At 67.1% G+C, this 17,544-nt stretch carries 15 protein-coding genes; 3 read left to right on the forward strand and 12 right to left on the reverse strand.

Annotation, left to right across the window (positions count from 1 at the left end; genetic code table 11):
* The first annotated feature begins 154 nt into the window (after positions 1-154).
* Together U1E26_01300 and U1E26_01305 are read left to right on the forward strand one after the other, a co-directional pair.
* A complete protein-coding gene (locus tag U1E26_01300; protein ID MDZ4168279.1) occupies positions 155-517 on the forward strand; it encodes a tautomerase family protein in 363 nt (120 codons plus the stop codon).
* Positions 514-1,365 (forward strand): MBL fold metallo-hydrolase, encoded by an 852-nt coding sequence (locus U1E26_01305; GenBank protein ID MDZ4168280.1) that lies wholly within the window; start codon positions 514-516, stop codon positions 1,363-1,365. The genes U1E26_01300 and U1E26_01305 overlap by 4 nt, the downstream gene beginning before the upstream one ends.
* Before the next feature lie 59 nt (positions 1,366-1,424).
* Here U1E26_01305 and U1E26_01310 read toward each other — a convergent pair whose 3' ends face one another.
* Positions 1,425-5,411, reverse strand: a complete 3,987-nt coding sequence (locus tag U1E26_01310) for a hypothetical protein (GenBank protein MDZ4168281.1) — start codon at positions 5,409-5,411, stop codon at positions 1,425-1,427.
* Positions 5,408-6,055 carry a hypothetical protein gene (locus U1E26_01315; protein MDZ4168282.1) on the reverse strand — a complete coding sequence of 216 codons (648 nt, stop codon included), beginning with the start codon at positions 6,053-6,055 and terminating at the stop codon, positions 5,408-5,410. Before U1E26_01315 ends, U1E26_01310 begins: the two co-directional genes overlap by 4 nt.
* 143 nt (positions 6,056-6,198) lie before the next feature.
* Here U1E26_01315 and U1E26_01320 point away from each other — a divergent pair, with 143 nt between their 5' ends.
* On the forward strand, positions 6,199-6,822 hold the full coding sequence (locus U1E26_01320) for a hypothetical protein (GenBank protein MDZ4168283.1): 624 nt from the start codon (positions 6,199-6,201) through the stop codon (positions 6,820-6,822).
* On the opposite strand, the gene U1E26_01325 is transcribed toward U1E26_01320, so the two are convergent.
* From U1E26_01325 to U1E26_01370, 10 genes are all read right to left on the reverse strand, one after another.
* A complete protein-coding gene (locus U1E26_01325) occupies positions 6,819-7,442 on the reverse strand; it encodes a zinc ribbon domain-containing protein (protein ID MDZ4168284.1) in 624 nt (207 codons plus the stop codon). The two genes, U1E26_01320 and U1E26_01325, sit on opposite strands and share 4 nt — an antisense overlap.
* A 16-nt stretch (positions 7,443-7,458) precedes the next feature.
* The gene (locus tag U1E26_01330; GenBank protein MDZ4168285.1) at positions 7,459-8,562 is read right to left on the reverse strand and encodes an RDD family protein; all 1,104 of its coding nucleotides are present in this window, start codon (positions 8,560-8,562) and stop codon (positions 7,459-7,461) included.
* Positions 8,563-8,850: 288 nt separating this feature from the next.
* Positions 8,851-9,540, reverse strand: coding sequence for a CDGSH iron-sulfur domain-containing protein (locus tag U1E26_01335; GenBank protein ID MDZ4168286.1), 690 nt, complete (start codon positions 9,538-9,540; stop codon positions 8,851-8,853).
* A 114-nt stretch (positions 9,541-9,654) separates the two neighbouring features.
* The gene (locus U1E26_01340) at positions 9,655-10,011 is read right to left on the reverse strand and encodes a hypothetical protein (GenBank protein ID MDZ4168287.1); all 357 of its coding nucleotides are present in this window, start codon (positions 10,009-10,011) and stop codon (positions 9,655-9,657) included.
* A gap of 31 nt (positions 10,012-10,042) precedes the next feature.
* Positions 10,043-11,233 (reverse strand): ABC transporter permease, encoded by a 1,191-nt coding sequence (locus tag U1E26_01345; protein ID MDZ4168288.1) that lies wholly within the window; start codon positions 11,231-11,233, stop codon positions 10,043-10,045.
* Between the two features lie 2 nt (positions 11,234-11,235).
* Positions 11,236-11,916 (reverse strand): ABC transporter ATP-binding protein, encoded by a 681-nt coding sequence (locus tag U1E26_01350; protein MDZ4168289.1) that lies wholly within the window; start codon positions 11,914-11,916, stop codon positions 11,236-11,238.
* Positions 11,916-13,388 carry an HlyD family efflux transporter periplasmic adaptor subunit gene (locus U1E26_01355; protein MDZ4168290.1) on the reverse strand — a complete coding sequence of 491 codons (1,473 nt, stop codon included), beginning with the start codon at positions 13,386-13,388 and terminating at the stop codon, positions 11,916-11,918. The genes U1E26_01350 and U1E26_01355 overlap by 1 nt, the downstream gene beginning before the upstream one ends.
* Positions 13,389-13,518: 130 nt before the next feature.
* Positions 13,519-14,190, reverse strand: a complete 672-nt coding sequence (locus U1E26_01360; GenBank protein ID MDZ4168291.1) for a response regulator transcription factor — start codon at positions 14,188-14,190, stop codon at positions 13,519-13,521.
* 11 nt (positions 14,191-14,201) lie between these two features.
* Complete coding sequence (locus tag U1E26_01365; GenBank protein ID MDZ4168292.1) at positions 14,202-15,440, reverse strand: sensor histidine kinase; 1,239 nt, start codon at positions 15,438-15,440, stop codon at positions 14,202-14,204.
* A 76-nt stretch (positions 15,441-15,516) separates the two neighbouring features.
* A complete protein-coding gene (locus tag U1E26_01370) occupies positions 15,517-17,538 on the reverse strand; it encodes a CocE/NonD family hydrolase (protein ID MDZ4168293.1) in 2,022 nt (673 codons plus the stop codon).
* Positions 17,539-17,544 lie beyond the last annotated feature (6 nt).

Raw genomic sequence — 17,544 nt, forward strand, 5'->3', positions numbered from 1 at the left:
CGATGGTGTGTTTACTCAACGCTAGATCACCTCCTCAGTCGGCGGTGCGCCCTATCGCGCCCTCGGGCGTGCGCCCGTGGCAAAGCGCGTAGCGACTAGCGTGCCGAGGAGTACCATGGAGCGCAAAGAATCTCCTCGCGCGAAAGGACCTCTCGTGCCCATCGTCCGCATCGATATCACGGGCCCACAGACACCCGAGCACGTCCACGCCATCTTGCGTGGGACGCGAGCCTCGATCACCTCCTCGCTCGGCGTGGCTGACGGTCGCATCCATCTGCGTGTTGTCGAGACTCCCGCAAGTCACGTCGATGCCCCAGCGTGCCGCACCGTGCGCTACACGGTCATCGACATCGCGCTGTACGAGGGCCGCACGCCCGAGCTCAAGGCCGCCTGCGTCGCGGCCATCCGCGCAGCGCTGGCCGCCGACCCGGGCATCGAGCCCTCTGAGGTCGCTGTGGCGTTTCGCGACATGAGCACGCTCGACCTCGACGTGCTGCCCGGCGAGGCCGACGAGTGAAGCCGCAGGGGGCGATTCGGCTCGCCGGTGAGACCTGGTACATCCCCGGGCTGACGAACTCCGGCTACACCGACGGCCTCGTGATCGACACGGGCGCCGAGTGCGAGCCGTACCGGGAAGCCACTCTCGACACGCTTGTCGTGACACACGGACACGCCGACCACTTCTCGACAGGCGCCGTCGTGCGAGGCCTGGGCGCGCGGGTGATAGCCGCACGCGACGACGCCCGGCTCGTGGAAAACCCCGAGGTGAACATTCGGGGCATGTTCTCGTGGGCTCGGCCGGGAGACCAGCTCATCAGCAAGCTGTTCATGGGCACGCCGTGCCCGGTGGATGGGCTCGCAGAAGAGTGGGCGGATGACCGCGCTCGCGTGGTTCCACTTGCGGGACACACGCTAGGGCACATCGGCGTGCTCACCGCAGACGGAGTGCTCTTCAGCGGCGACGCACTCTACCAGCGCGCTTTGTGGGAGCGCCACCCACTCCCCTACGCGATCGACCCGCACATGGTGGCGGAATCGGTTCGCCGCATCGATGCCCTCGACTTCGAAATCCTCGTGCCGGGACACGGCGTGCCGTGCAGCAAACAAGAAGCGTCCGAGCACATCGCCCACCACATCGAGCGCATCACCGAGATCGAACACTTCCTGCTCGCCAAGCTCGCACAGGAGCGCACCACCGAGGAGGCGATCGCGCTGGTCTCGGCGAAGTGCGGCCTGTCAGACAACCCGGCGCAGTACTGGCTGGCGGTCACCACGGTCAAGGGCTTCCTCGGCGAGATGCTCGGCCGCGGCGCGATTGAGTTCTACGTGCGCGACAACGTCGGCTGGTGGCGGGCGAAGGCGTAGCGTTCGTGCGGAGAGCCCCCGCACGTCGCCTCATGTGGCTACGATCCTCGTCGCCCGTACTACGCCTTGCGCGCCCACTTGAAGCTCGCGAACTGTCCGGAGACCTTCTCCATGAAGTCGGGTAGACCGCCCCTGTACTCGAGGTCCTTGAGCCTGGCCTCGGCCGCCTCGGTGGTGAGCTTGCCCGACTGCACGTCCTTGATGACGTCCATGCCCGCCTTGAGATTGGGGGGCGGATCCTTCACGCCGTAGCCCTGCTTGGCGTAGCCGTCGCCCACACCTTCGAGCGAGTGGACGGCCTTGTCGGCTTGCTTGTACGCGTCGAGGACGTTGCCTTCGTTGTAGGAAGCGACGATCTTGGTCTCGTAGGTCTTGCCCAAGCCGTCGGGGTCGAGCAGCGTGGACTTGCCGGCCTTGACCATGTCGACGTTTGGTGTGATCTGCGTCTTCTCCCACTTGCCGGTCTTCTCGTTGTAGACCGTGCCCTGATCGGCCATGTCGACGCTCGCCTCGGCGTGGTACTGGTCGGTCGCGAGCTGCTGGTGGTCCTTGGCCCACTTGGCCGCTCCTTTGGGGTCGGTGGGACCGCCGGTCTCCGCGGCGAAGATGCGGTGTGACTCGGCCGCCCACTTCTCCTTCTTCAGCTCGATGAAGCGGCGCTGTCCGGTCACAGGGTCGGTGGAGACGTAGCCCACGCGGTAGTCGCGGTCCACACCATCAGGGGTGCCGAAGCTCTCGACCTCGATCTTCTTGCCGTTGGCCTCGGGCACGTTCTCAGCCACCCACTGCTCAAGCTTGCGGTCGTGCCCCTCGTAGATCTCCGCGCGGGTCTCGTGCATCTTCTTCCACAGGTCCGGGTGGCGCTTCTTGAGCTCGCGCATCGCGTCGGGGTCGCGCAGGATCTTCTCCACGGTGGCGCGGTCGACCTTGCCGCCATCGGCGGTCTTGGCCGCAAGGTCTTCAGCGAGCTTGGCGGCGCGTTCCGCCGGCGTGCCCTTGGGCTTCTTGGGTGCGGGCTTCTTGGCGTCAGCGTCCGCGGCAGGCTTCTCGGCAGCGGGCTTCTCCGCAGCGGGCTTCTCGGGGCCGTCGGCGCCGGGCTGCTTGGGCGGCGCGTCCGGTGCGGGCTTGGTCGCGTCCGGGCCAGCGGGCTTGGTGGCATCGGGGCCGGCGGGCTTGGTGGCCGCATCCGGCCCGGCCGCAGGCTTCGCACCGTCGGGCGTCTTCGCGCCCTTCATCCCCGCGATCTTTTGCAGGAAGCGGATGAGGCCCTCGTCGCGCAGCTGCTGGCCCACGCGCTTCATCGCGTTGGTGACCGACAGGTTGGGCTCGTTGTAGAGCTCCTTGGCGAAGGCGTAGGCGATGAACAGCGCCCACCCGATGGCCTTCTTCTCGCCCGAGAGCTTGGTGAGGAAGTCCGGATCGGTCAGTGCGCCTTCCAGCGAACCGGTCAGCAGCGAGGACTGCGACCACAGCCAGTCTTCGAGCGAGTCGCCGCGCAGCCACGCCTCCATCGCCGAGACCAGCACCGGCTTGAGCATCCCGATGGCCACTGAGCCCACCACGCCCAGATACGCGCCGCTCGCCACACCCAACGCGATGTCGCCGCACCATGAAACCCATTCGAGCGTGTTCTCGATCTGCTCGTACCACCACGCGGCGTCCAGGTGCTCGTGCTTCTGGAGCATGATCTGGTCGTGCGCGAAGCTCCACAGGCTCGTGCGCATCAGGAACAGGCCCTCGGCGCCCATGGTGAGCGAATGCTCGTTGACCAGTGCGTAGAGCCGCTCGCGGTGCTCCGGCGGCACGAAGGTGCCGATTACATTGAGGCACCCGTCGCGCTCGACCTCCCACGCTGCCGAGAAGGGCTCGGTGTTCACGCCCAGCAAGCGCAGCGGCACGATTGCCGAGAACTGCGTTGCGTCATGACCGGGCACGGTGACGCGCAGCGCGGCGGACAGCGGGTCGGGACCGGTGGGGAGCTCGCGTTCGATGGCTGCTCGGAAGGTCGCGCTGGGAACGTTGGCGGGTCGCACCCCGGCGGGCTCGATCGTGAACCCGCCGGCCTTGAGTGCCGCGTGCCCCGCCGAGGACTCATCGCCGCCGGGCTCGATGACCGCGGACTGTGCGAGGCCAATGTCGGGGGTTATCTCGCCGGTGGCCGCATCGCGCACGAACACCCGCAGGTCGATGTTGACGGGGGTGGCGCTGCCGTCGGCCTTGAGCGCGAACGCGCCCGTGGACGGGTCGATGTTGGCGCGGTCGACGAACACGCCCTCCTGCGTGACGATGACCTGCACCTCTCGGCGGAGCGGTTCGTAACCGTCGGCGGTCGCGACCACGACGAGCGTGGATGCGGTCTGCGGGCGACCCGGATCCAGGCGATCGCCGGCGCTCTCGGTGAGCGTGAGCGTGGCGGTCGCGGAACCGGTCGACACGATGTCGGGGGTGGCGAGCAACCGAGCGCCCTCGCGCCATTCGGTGTCGAAGCGCCACGCGGTGCCGGTGTCCGGCGCGATCCAGACGCTGACCTCGGTCGAGGCGCCCGAGTCCGCGGCGAGCGTGACGCTGTCCGGGCGCGCGTCGATCTCGGGCAGCGGCTCGAGCTCGACGGTGACGAGCTCGGTCAGCATTTGCTCGCCCACCTGCGCGGTCACGCGTACCAGCGCGCTCTCAGGCGGCTTCGCGACGGAGGTGGAGTCGGGCTGGGAGGCAACCACCGTGACGGCGCGACCGCCCTCGTAGTCGACGGGTGCCGAGAGGTCGAGCCACTCGGAATCCTCGGCGAACGCGATGGTGGTGCGCACGGCCGCCGGATCGAGCGCGGGGTTCTCGGCATCGGCGCCCACAAGCTCGACCAGCGCCACCAGCGTGGTGCCCTGGCCGCCCTGGGTGCGCAACGCAGTCGCGGGCTCGAGCCGTGCGACGATGCGGCTCATGCCGGCGACCGCCACGGGAACGGAAGCGGTGGTGCTGCCCAGCGGCGCACGCGCCTCGACGGTGATCGCGGCGCCCGGCGCCACCTCGCCGATCTGCGCGATGGAGGTCGACAGCGTGCCGTAGGCGGTGGGCGGCTGCGCGACGACGCCGGCCGGGACATGCAGGACGACCGCCACGTCACTGGCGGAGCGGTAGCTGCCATCCGGCATCACGGCGAAGGCCTGTGCCGAGAAGGGCGCCGCGTGCTGCGCGCTCACGATGAGCCGGCCCGCCGAAAGCTGCAGCACGTAGCCCACCGGCTGGTCGGGCGCGGGCTCCTCGGCGCCGGACTTGGTCCGCGCGCTCGCGGCAGCACCAGCGAGAGCGATCGCGGCCGCGGCAACCGCAGCGATGCCACCGGTGACCGTGCGCCAGGGCGAGGTGTCGCCGCCTGGCAAGGCCGGACCGGCGGTGGTGCCCGAGGCGTTGAAGCGGAGTGAGGCGAGAACTGACTCGATGTCGTTCACCATCGCGTTGAAGTTGGCGTCAGTCTCATCACTTGCGATGTTGCCACCTCCTGAGACGTAGATGCCGCCGTCTTCGGTGGGAATCCAGTACTGATACGCCGTCTGGAACCAGTTGCTGTAGTTGCCAGCATCGGGATTCGCGTACTCCTTGAATACGCCGATGTTCGACCAGGCTTCAAGACCTCCTAGGGTCGTCTTCTTGGCCCCGGTCCAAACGTAGTCCACCTGGACGGCGACCTGGTCACCGCTCCCGTACAGCGTCACTGATCCCCCCGAACGTGTGGCGAAGTCCTCAAACGAGGTGAAGTAGTTCTCCTCCGGCTTGCCCGTGTACGGATTCTTGGGGGTCTTGAGCCTGACGAAGATGTCTGCCGTGCCGCCCCACTCCATCATGTCGGCGCCTTGGTACTCGCCGCTCACAGAGAAGGAGTCCTCATCGTTGCTGCCCACGGTCCAAAAGTCAGGAGCGTCGTAGCTGGTGACGAGAGTATCGGCCGCAAGCGCGACCGTCGGCATCACGAGGATGGCCGCGATCAAGGCGAGCGTCAGAGCAGCCACAACCCTCCGGGCGGCGGCGTGGCGGCGAGCTCGAATCCGCATCACGACCGCCTCCTCAGCGCCACCGACGCCGTCTTGACCGCCATCGTGAGCGCCGATGCCGTCGCGACGCCCATGGGCACCAAGGACAGGAGCGCCTCTCCGCCGACAAGGCCCCCGATCAGCGTGAACAGCAGAGAACCCGCCTGCACGAGCGCGGTCCCCAGCGCCACCAGCCCGGTGACCGTGCGCAAGGCCCCGCCCTTCGAACCGGTGATCAGGGCCAGCGTCGCAGTGAGCGCACCCGCCAGAACGCGAGGAACTGCAGCAGCGACCGCACTCGAACCGCCGGACAGCGCCGCGACAGCAAGATCAAGAGCCGTGGTGGCCGCCAACCTGAGTCCGGGTTTGCGCAGTGAGGACTGAACCGCCCTGCGCGCGGTCGGCACCGCAGCGCTCGCCAGCATCGCCCGCAGATCAGGCGTCTCGCCGGCGATCACCGTCTGCCACGGGAGCGCCGCAGCCATCGAAGCGGCCGGAGCGACCGTCTGCAGTACCGCGCCGGCCAACACGGCCCGGCTTGGGGCGGAAGCGGGCGTGGAGCTGGGCGCAGGAGCCCTTCTGGGCTCTCCGCAGCTTCTGCAGAATCTATCGGAGCCCACAAAGCGGCCTCCGCATCGTGTGCAGAACACCGCAGCACCCTCAGCCATGAAGCCCCCTTCCCCGTCCCTCCCGCCAACTATACCGTCGACATCCCGAAAGGTCTCCCTGAGCCAGCACTGCCAAGACGGTCGCCCTGGGGACGCACTGCTACCATGGCAAGGATCGGCTTCTACCGCCTGAGGGAGGGCTCGTGCAGGACAGTCGAACGACAGCGGGCACGTCCGGCCAGGAGCCGCGGCCGGACCAGATCGAATGGACCTACAACATTCCGCTGCTGACCAGCAGATTCATGCTGTGGGACTTCCTGCGCGTCATCCTTCTGTCCGTCGTGGCGATGTATGTGATCGTCGCGGTAGGCGGCCTGATCGTCGAACGCGAGCTGATCATCCTGCCGCCCCAGGTCTTCTTCCTCACAGCCGGGATCATGCTGGGCCTCTTCGTGCTCACCAGCCTGCTGCTGGGCAACTATCAGGGTGCGCGGTTCACCGTGGGCCCCAAAGGCGTGGAGTACCGCGCCGAGAAGCGCGAGCGCTCGATGAACAAACTCGTCATCCTGGTGGGACTCCTTGCGCGCAACCCCACCGCCGCCGGCGCCGGGACTCTGGCGATGACGCGTGAGCATCTCTTTTTGCCCTGGGCGAGCATCCAACGCGTGGTGGTCCACCGCCGGGAGCGCGTGATCTCGCTGCACAACTCGTGGAGGACGGTGCTGCGGCTCCACTGCTCGCCCGAGCTCTTCGACCAGGTGGTCGACGCGGTGAGTGTGCACCACGCGGAGCACTCCGTCGCCGCAGACTCCTCGGCCCGAATCTAGATCATGCGCGCGGCCAGGAGAGCCTGCTTGGCCTTACTCTTGCCCGAGCCCAGAATGATCTTGTACTTCTTGCCGGTGGTCTTGATGATGAGCAGATCGGTCGTCGAGGTGTTCTCGTCGTAGCCTTCGCTGGTCTTCAGAGACGCCTTGGTGATGGTGGACCGGTCGATGGCGAAGTTATCGGCCGTCTCGGCCAGCGCCGCATCGGGCGACATCTCGAGATAGCGCTCCGCGAAGGCGGAGTACGAGCTCATTTGCGCCCCCCACTGACCGAAGAAGCCCTTGCCCTCTGCCTTGGCTCCGTCCCGCGCATCGGCCACGAGCTGCTTCATCATCGCCCCGGTGATACGAGCGAACACCACGCGCCGATCAGTGAGAACCATCGTGTACTGCTTGCTCTTCACGCCCATGAACCCTGCCTTGACCGTGGCGCTGGAGATCACGGAGTGAACCTGCTCGCCGCCACCGGTCGACGCGCTGAGCGGCGCGGCCGGGGCAGGCCCCGGGGGCGGGGCCGCGACGGGCGCGGTGGCCACGGGGCCGCCGCACGAGGCGCAGAACTGAGCGCCCTCCGCCAACCCCGTTCCGCACTTCGAGCAGAACCGCGCAGTGTCGTTCATCGGCTTCTCCCTTTCGCTACTGGAGGAACTCCACGCTGTCGACGCGTGGCGTGTTGTCTTCCACGATGATGAAGTACCGCGACTTCTGAGGCCCTGAGTTCCACTCCTCGTTGACCTCGACGACCCAGAGCCCGGCGTCCTCGTAGACCTTGGCGACTTCGAACTGAATGAGCGCACCGCCCGCGGGGACGAAGAACCAGGACTCCTCCTCTTGGAAGTTCCGGGTCGCGTGAGCCCGAGCCGCGTCGACGTCGTTCTCCTTCAGAGAGTTGAGGAGGTTGCCCACGGCATCCACGGCGGTCTCCGGATTGCGCGGGTCCTTCAGGGTTTCGTCCTCGGTCGCGGAGTCGGGCTGGGGTTCGGATTCGGCGGGGGCCTGGGTGCCGGGAGTCTCGGTTGCGGGGATCTCAGTCCCGGGCGTCTCGGCAGGCGCCTGAAGAGGCGTGGCGCCCTCGAGTGCCTCCACCCCACCCGCGGCCGAGCGCGCAAGCACCACGCCGCCGGCCACGCTCCCCGCGATACTCACCAGTAGTGCGGCAACCAGCACGCCGATCGCGGCGCCCTTGCCCGTCTTGAGCGGCACTCCTCGCGCGGCCAAGTCGGCGGCACGTACGACCTGGGTCTTGGCTGCCTTGTCGCCTAGCCGCCTGCCTTCCTTGTTGACGAGCACCAGAGCGGGCTCGATAAGGTTTCCGATGACCGGGATGGTGTTCAGCGCGTAGAGAACGACCTGGCGAAGAACAGTGCTCCCACCGGAAGCCTGAGCTCCCGTTTCCGAGGAGACCACCACGATGCCGGCAAGGCGCTTTCCGAATCCCGCACCTCCAAAGACATCTCTGCCCAGCGAGTACGCAAGCTGCCACAAGCCCGCCACAACGGCGAGCACCGCTCCCACGACGGAGAACTCCTCACGCGCACTTGCAGCAACAAGCAGCAGCACGACCAAGGGCAGCAATGCTCCGGCGATGACCCCGTCCGCGATCCAGGCGAACAGACGAGCTCCGACGGGACCCTTGGCGTAGCCCGAGCCGACCACGCCCAAGGGTGCCTGCGGACTCGACGGTGCAGGGTAGGCTGCAGCGGGTTGCGGTGCAGCGGGTTGCGGTGCAGCGACCGGCATGACCGCTGTCGGCTGAGGCGGCACAGGTGCGGTGGGCGGTTGCGGTGCCGGGGGCGGGGGCGGGGGCCGAGAACTGCTCCGTCTCAGGGCCGCCGATCCGCAGGTCAGCCCCACAGAAGGAGCAGAACGTACTGTCGTCTGGAATCTGCACACCACACTGCGGACAGTACATAAGGTTCCCCACTCGCCGTACCGACTTTCGTGCATTGTAGTGCAACGGTCCGAGCGGTTCGGGTCGAGATAGGGCTTGGTGGTCCGTCGCGAGCCCGCGGTCATTTCGCTGACGTGCTACTCGCGGAACTCCGCCTTCAAGTGGCTGCCATCGCAAAACGGCTTGTTCGTCGAGTGGCCACAGCGACACAGCGTGACGCGGTTGCGGACTTCGTACGGCTCGCCATTCGAGTCGAACACCGGAATGCCGCCGCGCACCCACAGCGGGCCGCTGAAGCCCAATGCGGGGTCTTCGACGATGGCAATCGACGCCTCGAGGTCGGGCTCGTGGGGCTCGTCCTCGCCCTCTTCGCAGAACACGTAGCGGCCCGAGGGGCACAGCATCGCTTCCTCGCGAGCGAGTGCTCGGGTCTCGGCGTCCGCACACTCCCCGACAAGATTCCACAGGCCGCCGGCCCGATCGCAGAAGCGCGCCTCGGCACACAGTTGGCGCGCATCGTGAAGGGTCACGCCCGGTCCGTCGATGTCGGTGGCCGTCTCGGAGAAGGGGAGGTGGCCGGCCGTCTCGGTGCCGTCGAATCCTGCACTCTCGTGGCTGCCGTCGCAAAACGGCTTGCTCGCCGAAGCTCCGCAGCGGCACAGCATGTAGCGGTAGGGTGCGTCGATGCGCTCGACCTCGCGCCAGCCTACGGACTCGCCGGCTTCGTTCGTCGCAATCTCGACCCGGATGAGCGGCACATCGCCGGAGACCAGATACGGCCCGTTCTCGCTCACCGTGACCCTCATGCGTTTCGCCCGCTCGTCCACATGTCCTCCCTTGCGCCAAGCTGATGCCGAAAGACAACAGTGTAGCGCCCGTCGCGAAGGAGCCACCCCGGTGTTTCGGAACGGCCCATGCAAGCGGGACACGGAAATCGGGACTCAGGCGTCGCCTTCAGGGGTCATGTGCGCCGCAGCGATGGCGCGCGCCTCACGAAGCTGCCGGATAACCGGCCATTCGGTGAAGGCGAGCCAGAGCATCGCCGCGATGTTGACGACGGGCACGAACATGAGAAGCCCGAGCGCTCCGGAGTAGCCCGCCTTGCGGTAGATCTGCCAGAACGCGACAACCGTGACGGCGATGCCAACAATGACGACGACGGCCAGGAGCCAAGGCTGCAGCATGAACAAGCCACCGCGCGGACCGCCGAACCCCGGCGGCCCGCCTGACCCGCCGGGGAACGCGCCGCCCGGTGGAGGACCCCCTCCCGGAAACGCAGCACCTGTCTGTCCATTCATTCTCATGCACTCCTTTCTAGGCCGAGGCGCGCTACTGGTAGCGCAGCGCCTCGATGGGGTCGAGCTTGGCGGCGCGGCGCGCCGGGTAGTAGCCGAAGATGATTCCGATGGCGGTCGATACTCCCACCGCCAGCAGGACCGAGCCGCTCGTTACCACGGCGTTGAGGGTCGAAAACGCGGTTATCGCCGCCGCGATACCCCAGCCGAGAAGTATGCCGACGAGCCCGCCCACTACGGTCAGGGCCACCGCCTCGGCCAGGAACTGCGAAGTGATGTCGCCGCGGGTAGCGCCGATCGCCTTGCGAAGCCCGATCTCGCGGATGCGCTCGGTGACCGTGGTCAGCATCATGTTCATGATCCCGATGCCGCCGACCACGAGCGATATCCCCGCTATCGAGCCCAGTAGCATCGTCATCAGAGATGTGATGGTCGAAACCGTCTCGGCGAGATCCTCTTGCGACGAAACCTCGAAATCGGCCTCATCGGGGTTGCTCGTATCGTGGCGGGACAGCATCAGACTCTCGATGGCGCTCTTGGCGGCGCTCATCTGCTCCTGGCTTACCGCCTCCACGTAGATCGAATTGAGGTCGTCCGAACCGGTGAGATAGAGCTGCAGGGTCTTGAGCGGGACGTAGGCGGCATCGTCGCCACCCCCGAAACCACTGCCTTTCGAGGCCGCGACGCCGACGACGGTGAAGGGCATCCCGTTGATGCGTACACGTTGACCCACGGGGATCGAGCCCTCGCCGAAGAGTTCCTCGGACGTTCCTGATCCGAGCACGACCACGCGTTTCGCGCCCACGACATCGTCTTCGCCGAGCCAAGCGCCGTAGCTCGTCTCGATGCTGCGCACTCTCGCATATTCGGGGGTTGTTCCGGTGACGGCAACGTTCGTGTTGTTGGACTCCGCCGCGATGGCGTACTGCCCGGACGCGACCGGAGCGACAGCTGCGACACCCGCGATCTCTTCAGCGATCGAGGTGGCATCTTCGACCGAAAGGGGCCGGGCGCCGACCCCCCCTCCGGTCGACGTGACCGTCAGCAGGTTGGAGCCGATCGCGCTCACTTCGTCGGTGATGGAGGCCTTGGTTCCGTTGCCGATGGAGACGCCTACGATGACGGCTGTGATCCCCACCACGATGCCGAGTATGGTCAGAAGCGACCGGGAACGGTTCGCGGTCAGGGAGCCGAGGGTCTCGGCGGTGAGGTCGGATACGCGCACTTCTACGCCTCCTCGAAGATCAGGCCGTCGCGGATGTGGACCGTGCGGTCGGCGTGCGCGGCGACGGTCGCCTCGTGGGTGATCAGCACGATGGTGCGACCGGCCTGGCGCAGCTGCTCGAATGTGGCGAGGATGAAGTCGCCGGTCGTGGTGTCCAGGTTGCCGGTGGGTTCGTCGGCCAGGATGAGCGTGGGGTCGTTGACCAGCGCGCGCGCGATGGCCACGCGCTGCATCTGTCCGCCCGACAGCTGGTTCGAGCGCTTGTCCCACAGCTCCTCAGGCATACCTGCAGCCTCGAGTGCCGCGGCCACACGCTCTTCACGATCAGCCGGTGGTAGTTCCGAGTAGATCAAGGGCAGACGCACGTTGCGACGCACCGTCGCCCGAGGCAGCAGATTGAACGACTGGAATACGAAGCCGATGGAGCGGCTTCGCGCCTCCGCGAGCTCATCGTCGTCGAGCGTCGAGACATCCACGCCTTCGATCAGGTAGTTGCCGGCGGTGGGCGTGTCGAGCAAGCCCAGCAGGTTCATGAGCGTCGACTTGCCCGATCCGCTTGGTCCCATGATGGCCACGAACTCGCCGGGCTCGACGGTGAAGGTGACGCCGCGAAGCGCGCGCGTCGCCGTATCGCCGGTCACGTAGGTCTTGACGAGGTTTCGCGCCTCGAGAATCGGAGCCATCAGTTGCCGCCCCCTGGGGCTCCGCTAGGCCGGCTGCCGCCCATGCCACCCGGTGCAGGCGGCATGAATCCGTTGCGCTCCTCTGGCGCACTGGATGAGGCCGTCGAGGCAATCTGCTCGCCAGCTCGAAGACCCGTCACGATCTGGACCTGCGTGTCGTCCGACGGACCCGTGGTGACCGTGCGCTTCTCGGTGGATCCTCCTTCCGTCACGACCGTCACGTACTTCGTGGTCCCGTCCACCTTCACCGACGACTTCGGCACGAGGACCGCGTCGGGCACAACCACGGTCACGATGTCCGCAGTCGCCGTCATGCCACTTCTGACCTTTGGGTCCTGCTCGCCGAGCGCAAGCTCGACCGCGTAGGTCGAGACCGTGCCGTCATTCACGGCGTTGGGCGACACCCACGTCACCTTGGCGGGCAGCGTAAGTCCGTTGAGAGCATCGAAGGTTACCGTCGCCTCCTGGCCGGTTTTCACGTCGGCGATGTCGACCTCGTTGACGGCCACCGAGACGATCAGTTCCGAGGTGTCGGTGATGACCACCGCGGCCGACGAGCCCGTGGAGCTGCTGGCGCTACCGCCCGAGCCCGTTGCCGCGGCCGTGGATGCACCGCCGGATGACGACGCCCCGCCACCGGATGTGGAGCCTCCTTCGGACACGTTGACCTGGGTCACGATTCCGTCCGATGGGGCGACCACCACGGCGTTATCGACATCCGCAAGGGCGTCAGCGTGGTTCCGCGAGGCGTTCGACCGTGACGTCTGCGCACTCGTGAGTCCCGCGTGTGCGCTGGTCTGCGATGCTTTGGCACTCTTCTGGCCCGACCTGGCACTCGTGAGTCCCGCGCGCGCGACATCCACGCTCTTCTCCGCTTCATCGATCTCGGCGGTCGTCGCGGACCGAGTCCCCGTGAGGCTCTCGAGTTCATCAAGCTTGTGCTCAGCCTGCATCACCTGGAACTCCGCCTGCTCAACCTGCTGATTGGCCTGGGCGACCTGCTGGTTCGCCTGCGCAACCTGTTGCCTGGCCTGGGAGACCTGCTGATCAGCCTGCGAGAGCTGCGCCTTAGCCGAGCGCACCGCGCTCTGCAGCTCCTCATCATCGATCGTGAACAGCTCATCGCCGACCTTGACGCTGTCGCCGACCGCGACTTCGACCGAAGTGACGGTGCCGCTGACCAGCGGGTAGATCTCTTCAGACTCCGCGGGTTCGGCCTGGCCGTCGGCGGATGCCGTGACCACGAGCTGCCCGGTCTCGACGACGGCCGATGCCACGGGCGCAGGCGCGGGGCTCACAGCCTGCATGATCATCGGAAAGACCGCGAATCCGATGACCACTACGACGAGTGTCACCAGCGCTGCGATCGCCCATCGCGTGCGCCGCTTCTTGGCGGTACGGGGTGCAGCGCTCGCCGCAGGCAGGCTGCGCGCCGGCACATCCGCCAGGCCACCTGTGGAAAGTTCGGACATGGGTCCTCCTCGTTCGGATTCTCTTCCGAGAAGGACACTACCGACCGACCGACGAACGCGCGTCGGCCTGATGGGGTGACTTCGAGCGGGCGACTACTCCGACAGGAGTACGCCCGAGGACGTGCGGCGGCTACTCGGCCGCCGAGCCAGGCTCGACGAGCCCCGACTCGTACGCGGTGACAACGAGCTGCGCGCGGTCTCGCGCGCCCAGCTTGAGCATCACGTGGCTCACGTGGGTCTTCGCCGTGGCGGGGCTGATGAACAGCCGCTCGCCTATCTCAGCGTTGGACAGGCCGCGTCCGGCAAGACCCAACACCTCGAGCTCACGCTCGGTCAGTTGCTCGAGGCCGGATACGTTGGCCGGACGTGACTCGGGCTGACGGGCGAACTCCGCGATGAGACGCCGCGTCACGCTCGGTGCCAGCAGCGCCTCGCCCGCCGCCACCACGCGCACCGCCTCCAGGAGCGCCTCCGGGTCGGCGTCCTTGAGCAGGAAGCCGCTGGCACCGGCACGCAGCGCCTGGAACACGTACTCGTCCAAATCGAAGGTGGTGAGCACGAGAACGCGCACGTGGGCCGTGGAAGAATCGCCCGCAAGCGCAGCCGTCGCCTCGATCCCGTCCATGACCGGCATGCGAATATCCATGAGGACGACGTCCGGATCCAGCGCGCGGACCGCGGCGAGCGCCTCTTCGCCGTTCGCGGCCTCGGCCACGACTTCAAGGTCAGGCGCTGAGTCCACCAGCATCTTCAAACCACTACGCACGAGAGCCTGGTCGTCGACAATCAGCACTCGAATCATGTCGCCCGTGCTCACTTGTCTCTCCCTGCGAGCGGAATCGTGGCCGTCACGCGGAAACCGCCGCCCGGCGCCGGACCTGCGCTGAACGCGCCTCCCAGTGCGGCAACCCGCTCGCGCATCCCCGTGATGCCATGACCCGCCGCATCGGACACCGATGCCCCGACCCCATCGTCCGTCACCACGATCGTCAGCTCATCCTCGGACCGATCCACCGCGACAACCGCCAGCCTCGCCCCCGCGTGTCGCACCACGTTCGTCAGGGCCTCCTGCACGATACGATACGTCGAGACCTCCACGTATGCGGGTACGTCTCCCACGTCGCCGACCTTGAGGTCGACGCTCACTCCGGACTGTTCGACGGAAGCGGTCAGTTCGCCAAGGCGAGTGATGCTACCTGCGGGCGCGAGCGGTGCTTCGTCTTCGCCGCCGCGCATGACGCCCAGAATCGCGCGCAGCTCGTCGAGCGCGGACTTGCTCGTGGCTCGTATCGCCTCAAGGGCTTGGCGCGCACCTTCCGGATCGCTCTCGACCACCTGCGTGGCCGCGCCAGCCTGCACGGCGATGATCGACAGCGAGTGCGCCGTGACGTCATGGAGCTCCCGCGCGATACGCAGCCGCTCCTCCTCCACCCGGCGACGAGCATTCTCTTCGCGCGAACGCTCTGCTTCAAGCGCACGCTGTTCCACTTCGGCAACGTAGGCCCGTCGGTTTCGCGTGGCGTCGCCCACGGCTGCGGCGAAGGCGAACAGTGCGGTGATGCGCACGGCCTCGGCGAAGACGCGTCCCGTCGGCTGACCCGGCAGCGACGTGACAAGCGCGATTGCGATGGCAACCACGGTCAGCGGCACGAGGCGCCGACGCTCCAGAAACGTCCCCGCGGTGTAGAGCGCGATCAGTGGGGCCAGCATCAGAAGGATCGGGGGCTGTCGCGTGAGATCGTAGACGCTCGTCGCCACGACCGAGATGAGTACCACGCTGACCGGAAAGCGACGGCGCCAGACGAGCGGCAGACACGCCACTGCGACTAACACGAACGCCAACATCGTCGGCGCCATGACCCGCGTATTGAAAAGCGGTGCAACCACCACGATGTCGCCGGGACCGGGACCTCCGGGGCCCGGCGGCGCTCCCGCCAAGAAGATCTGGATGACCGCCAGCTGCAGCCAGTTGAAGAGCAAGACCGCCACTGCAAGCGCCCAGTCGGACAGCACCGCCGTGTTCTCACCCGCTGTCACGCTTCGATTCGTCATGGTGCGATGGTACGCCTCATCCAAGCCTTGGCGCATGGGCCCTGCGGAGCGGACGCGACTACTCCCACGGGAGTAGTCAGACCAGCCGCCGCGGGATACGGAACTGCTCGCCACTCTCCAAGACGAGCTCCCCATTCTCGAACGCCTTGATCTCGTCGTCGATCACGAACTCGTCGGCGGTGGAACGCATCTGGGCATCACACTCGACACGAATCGACCAGCCATCTCGCTCCAACGTGGCAACGCGACGCGTCACGACGCGAGCGGACAGCGGGTCGCTCTCGGCGATCTCGAGCACGTCATCGACCTCGGTGGCGAAGCGCGTCTCCGTGGCGGGCATCAACTCTTCGGCGACCTCACGGTCCTCCACCCTGTGCACGCCGGTGACCGGGTCGTCCACGCGGCGACGCTCGCGCTCATCGCGCTCGTGCAGCCACGCGTCGGCCGCCTGCTCGGGCGCCTCGAAGGGAGCCGCCAGTGTGGGCCCGGGGTGCTCCAGAATCGGCAACTCCAGCGCGCTCGGCCCGGCGACGAACGCCGTGACGGTAGCCGCTTCGGGTGCCGGCCATGCATGCGGCCAGTGCGTGGTGGACAGTGCGAGCCGCAGGCGCTGGCCCGCCGCCACTCGCTGTCCGATGGCATTGAGTTGCAGTCGCACGCTGAACCGCTCACCCGGCACGAGCGGGGCGGGGAACTCATCACTGTCGCGATGGGTGAGGTTGAGCTGACCCCACGTGAGCAGGGTGACGGCGCCATCGGGCCCGATCTCGGACAGCCGGGCAGCCACGAGCGCCACCGGACGGTCACAGGCCAGCTCCAAATGCACGATCGGGAAGCCGAGCACCTCGATTTCGGAGTCAAACCGCGTCGTTTCGAACACCAGCGAGTACTCATCGTCCGGGCGCTGATCCGAGGCGAGCTCATGGTCGCGGCCGTTGGCGCACCACACGCCCGCAGTCCGGCCCACGTGCTGCGGCGTGCTGATGGCCACCCCCACGCCGGCTGCCCCAGCATCCGGCGCTGCCTCCGTGAGCCGCGATTCCTCGCCAAACACCCAGCTTCGAGCCGTTGCGCCTGCGGGCGGCCACGCATTCTCGGCCACCCAGCGGCCCGGGCGCTCCTGATAGGTATCCGAGGGCGGTAGCGATTCCTGCATCCACACGCGCAGAAGCGGATCGCGTTCCACGCCGGTGTCCATGTCCTTGAGCCACCGGTCGAACCAGCGCAGACACTCCTGGAGGAACCCTATGAGCGGACCGGGCTTGCCCCGATACGGCGCGACGTGCGCCCACGGTCCGATGATGCCGCGCCGCTCGCAGGTCAGATGCTCGAGCAGGCGAGGAACCGCGTTCGTGTACGCGTCGGTCCAGCCGCCAACGACGAGCGTGGCCGCCTCGATGGCGGCGTAGTCCTCGCACACCGAGCCCTGCCGCCAGTAGTCGTCGCGCACCTGATGCGACACCCACGGCTCGATGAACGCGGGCGTCCTCGCCAGTCGATCGAGCCACACATCGCGCCAGTCATCACGGTGGCGAGGATCGGGCGGGAGCGCGTTGTACATGCGCATCCACGACGCCCACTTGAGCATGTCGCTGCCGAGCAGACAGCCGCCCACGTAGTGGCAGTCGTCGCGGTAGCGGTCATCGGTCGAGTACATCGTGACAACCGCCTTGAGCGCGGGCGGACGACGTGCAGCGATCTGCAACCCGTTGAAGCCGCCCCACGAGTAGCCGATCATGCCCACAGCCCCCGAGCACCACGGCTGCGCAGCGAGCCACGCGATCACCTCGACCGCGTCGTCCTGCTCCTGGGCGAGGTACTCGTCGCAGATGATGCCGTCCGAGTCGCCGGTCCCGCGCAAGTCCACCCGCACGCCCGCGTAGCCGAACCCGGCGAAGTACGGATGGCGGGTGGAGTCCTGGCTCGCATTCGCATCGTCCTTGCGGTACGGCAGGTACTCGAGAATGGCGGGCACGGGGGTGTCATCGGCATCGACCGGCAGCCAGATGCGAGCGGCCAGCCGCGTCCCGTCCGAAAGTGGTATCCAGGTGTTCTCTATCTCCCGAACGATGTGCGGGAACGCGCTGCGGATGCTCATGGGCTA

Source organism: Coriobacteriia bacterium (assembly GCA_034370385.1).
Lineage (GTDB): Bacteria > Actinomycetota > Coriobacteriia > Anaerosomatales > PHET01 > JAXMKZ01.

Coding starts and splice junctions, on each gene's coding strand:
- U1E26_01350 (MDZ4168289.1), bottom strand. CDS start 11,916: ATGGCTCCGATTCTCGAGGCGCGAAACCTCGTCAAGACCTACGTGACC.
- U1E26_01315 (MDZ4168282.1), bottom strand. CDS start 6,055: ATGGCTGAGGGTGCTGCGGTGTTCTGCACACGATGCGGAGGCCGCTTT.
- U1E26_01370 (MDZ4168293.1), bottom strand. CDS start 17,538: ATGAGCATCCGCAGCGCGTTCCCGCACATCGTTCGGGAGATAGAGAAC.
- U1E26_01325 (MDZ4168284.1), bottom strand. CDS start 7,442: ATGAACGACACTGCGCGGTTCTGCTCGAAGTGCGGAACGGGGTTGGCG.
- U1E26_01330 (MDZ4168285.1), bottom strand. CDS start 8,562: ATGCCGGTCGCTGCACCGCAACCCGCTGCACCGCAACCCGCTGCAGCC.
- U1E26_01365 (MDZ4168292.1), bottom strand. CDS start 15,440: ATGACGAATCGAAGCGTGACAGCGGGTGAGAACACGGCGGTGCTGTCC.
- U1E26_01340 (MDZ4168287.1), bottom strand. CDS start 10,011: ATGAATGGACAGACAGGTGCTGCGTTTCCGGGAGGGGGTCCTCCACCG.
- U1E26_01355 (MDZ4168290.1), bottom strand. CDS start 13,388: ATGTCCGAACTTTCCACAGGTGGCCTGGCGGATGTGCCGGCGCGCAGC.
- U1E26_01360 (MDZ4168291.1), bottom strand. CDS start 14,190: ATGATTCGAGTGCTGATTGTCGACGACCAGGCTCTCGTGCGTAGTGGT.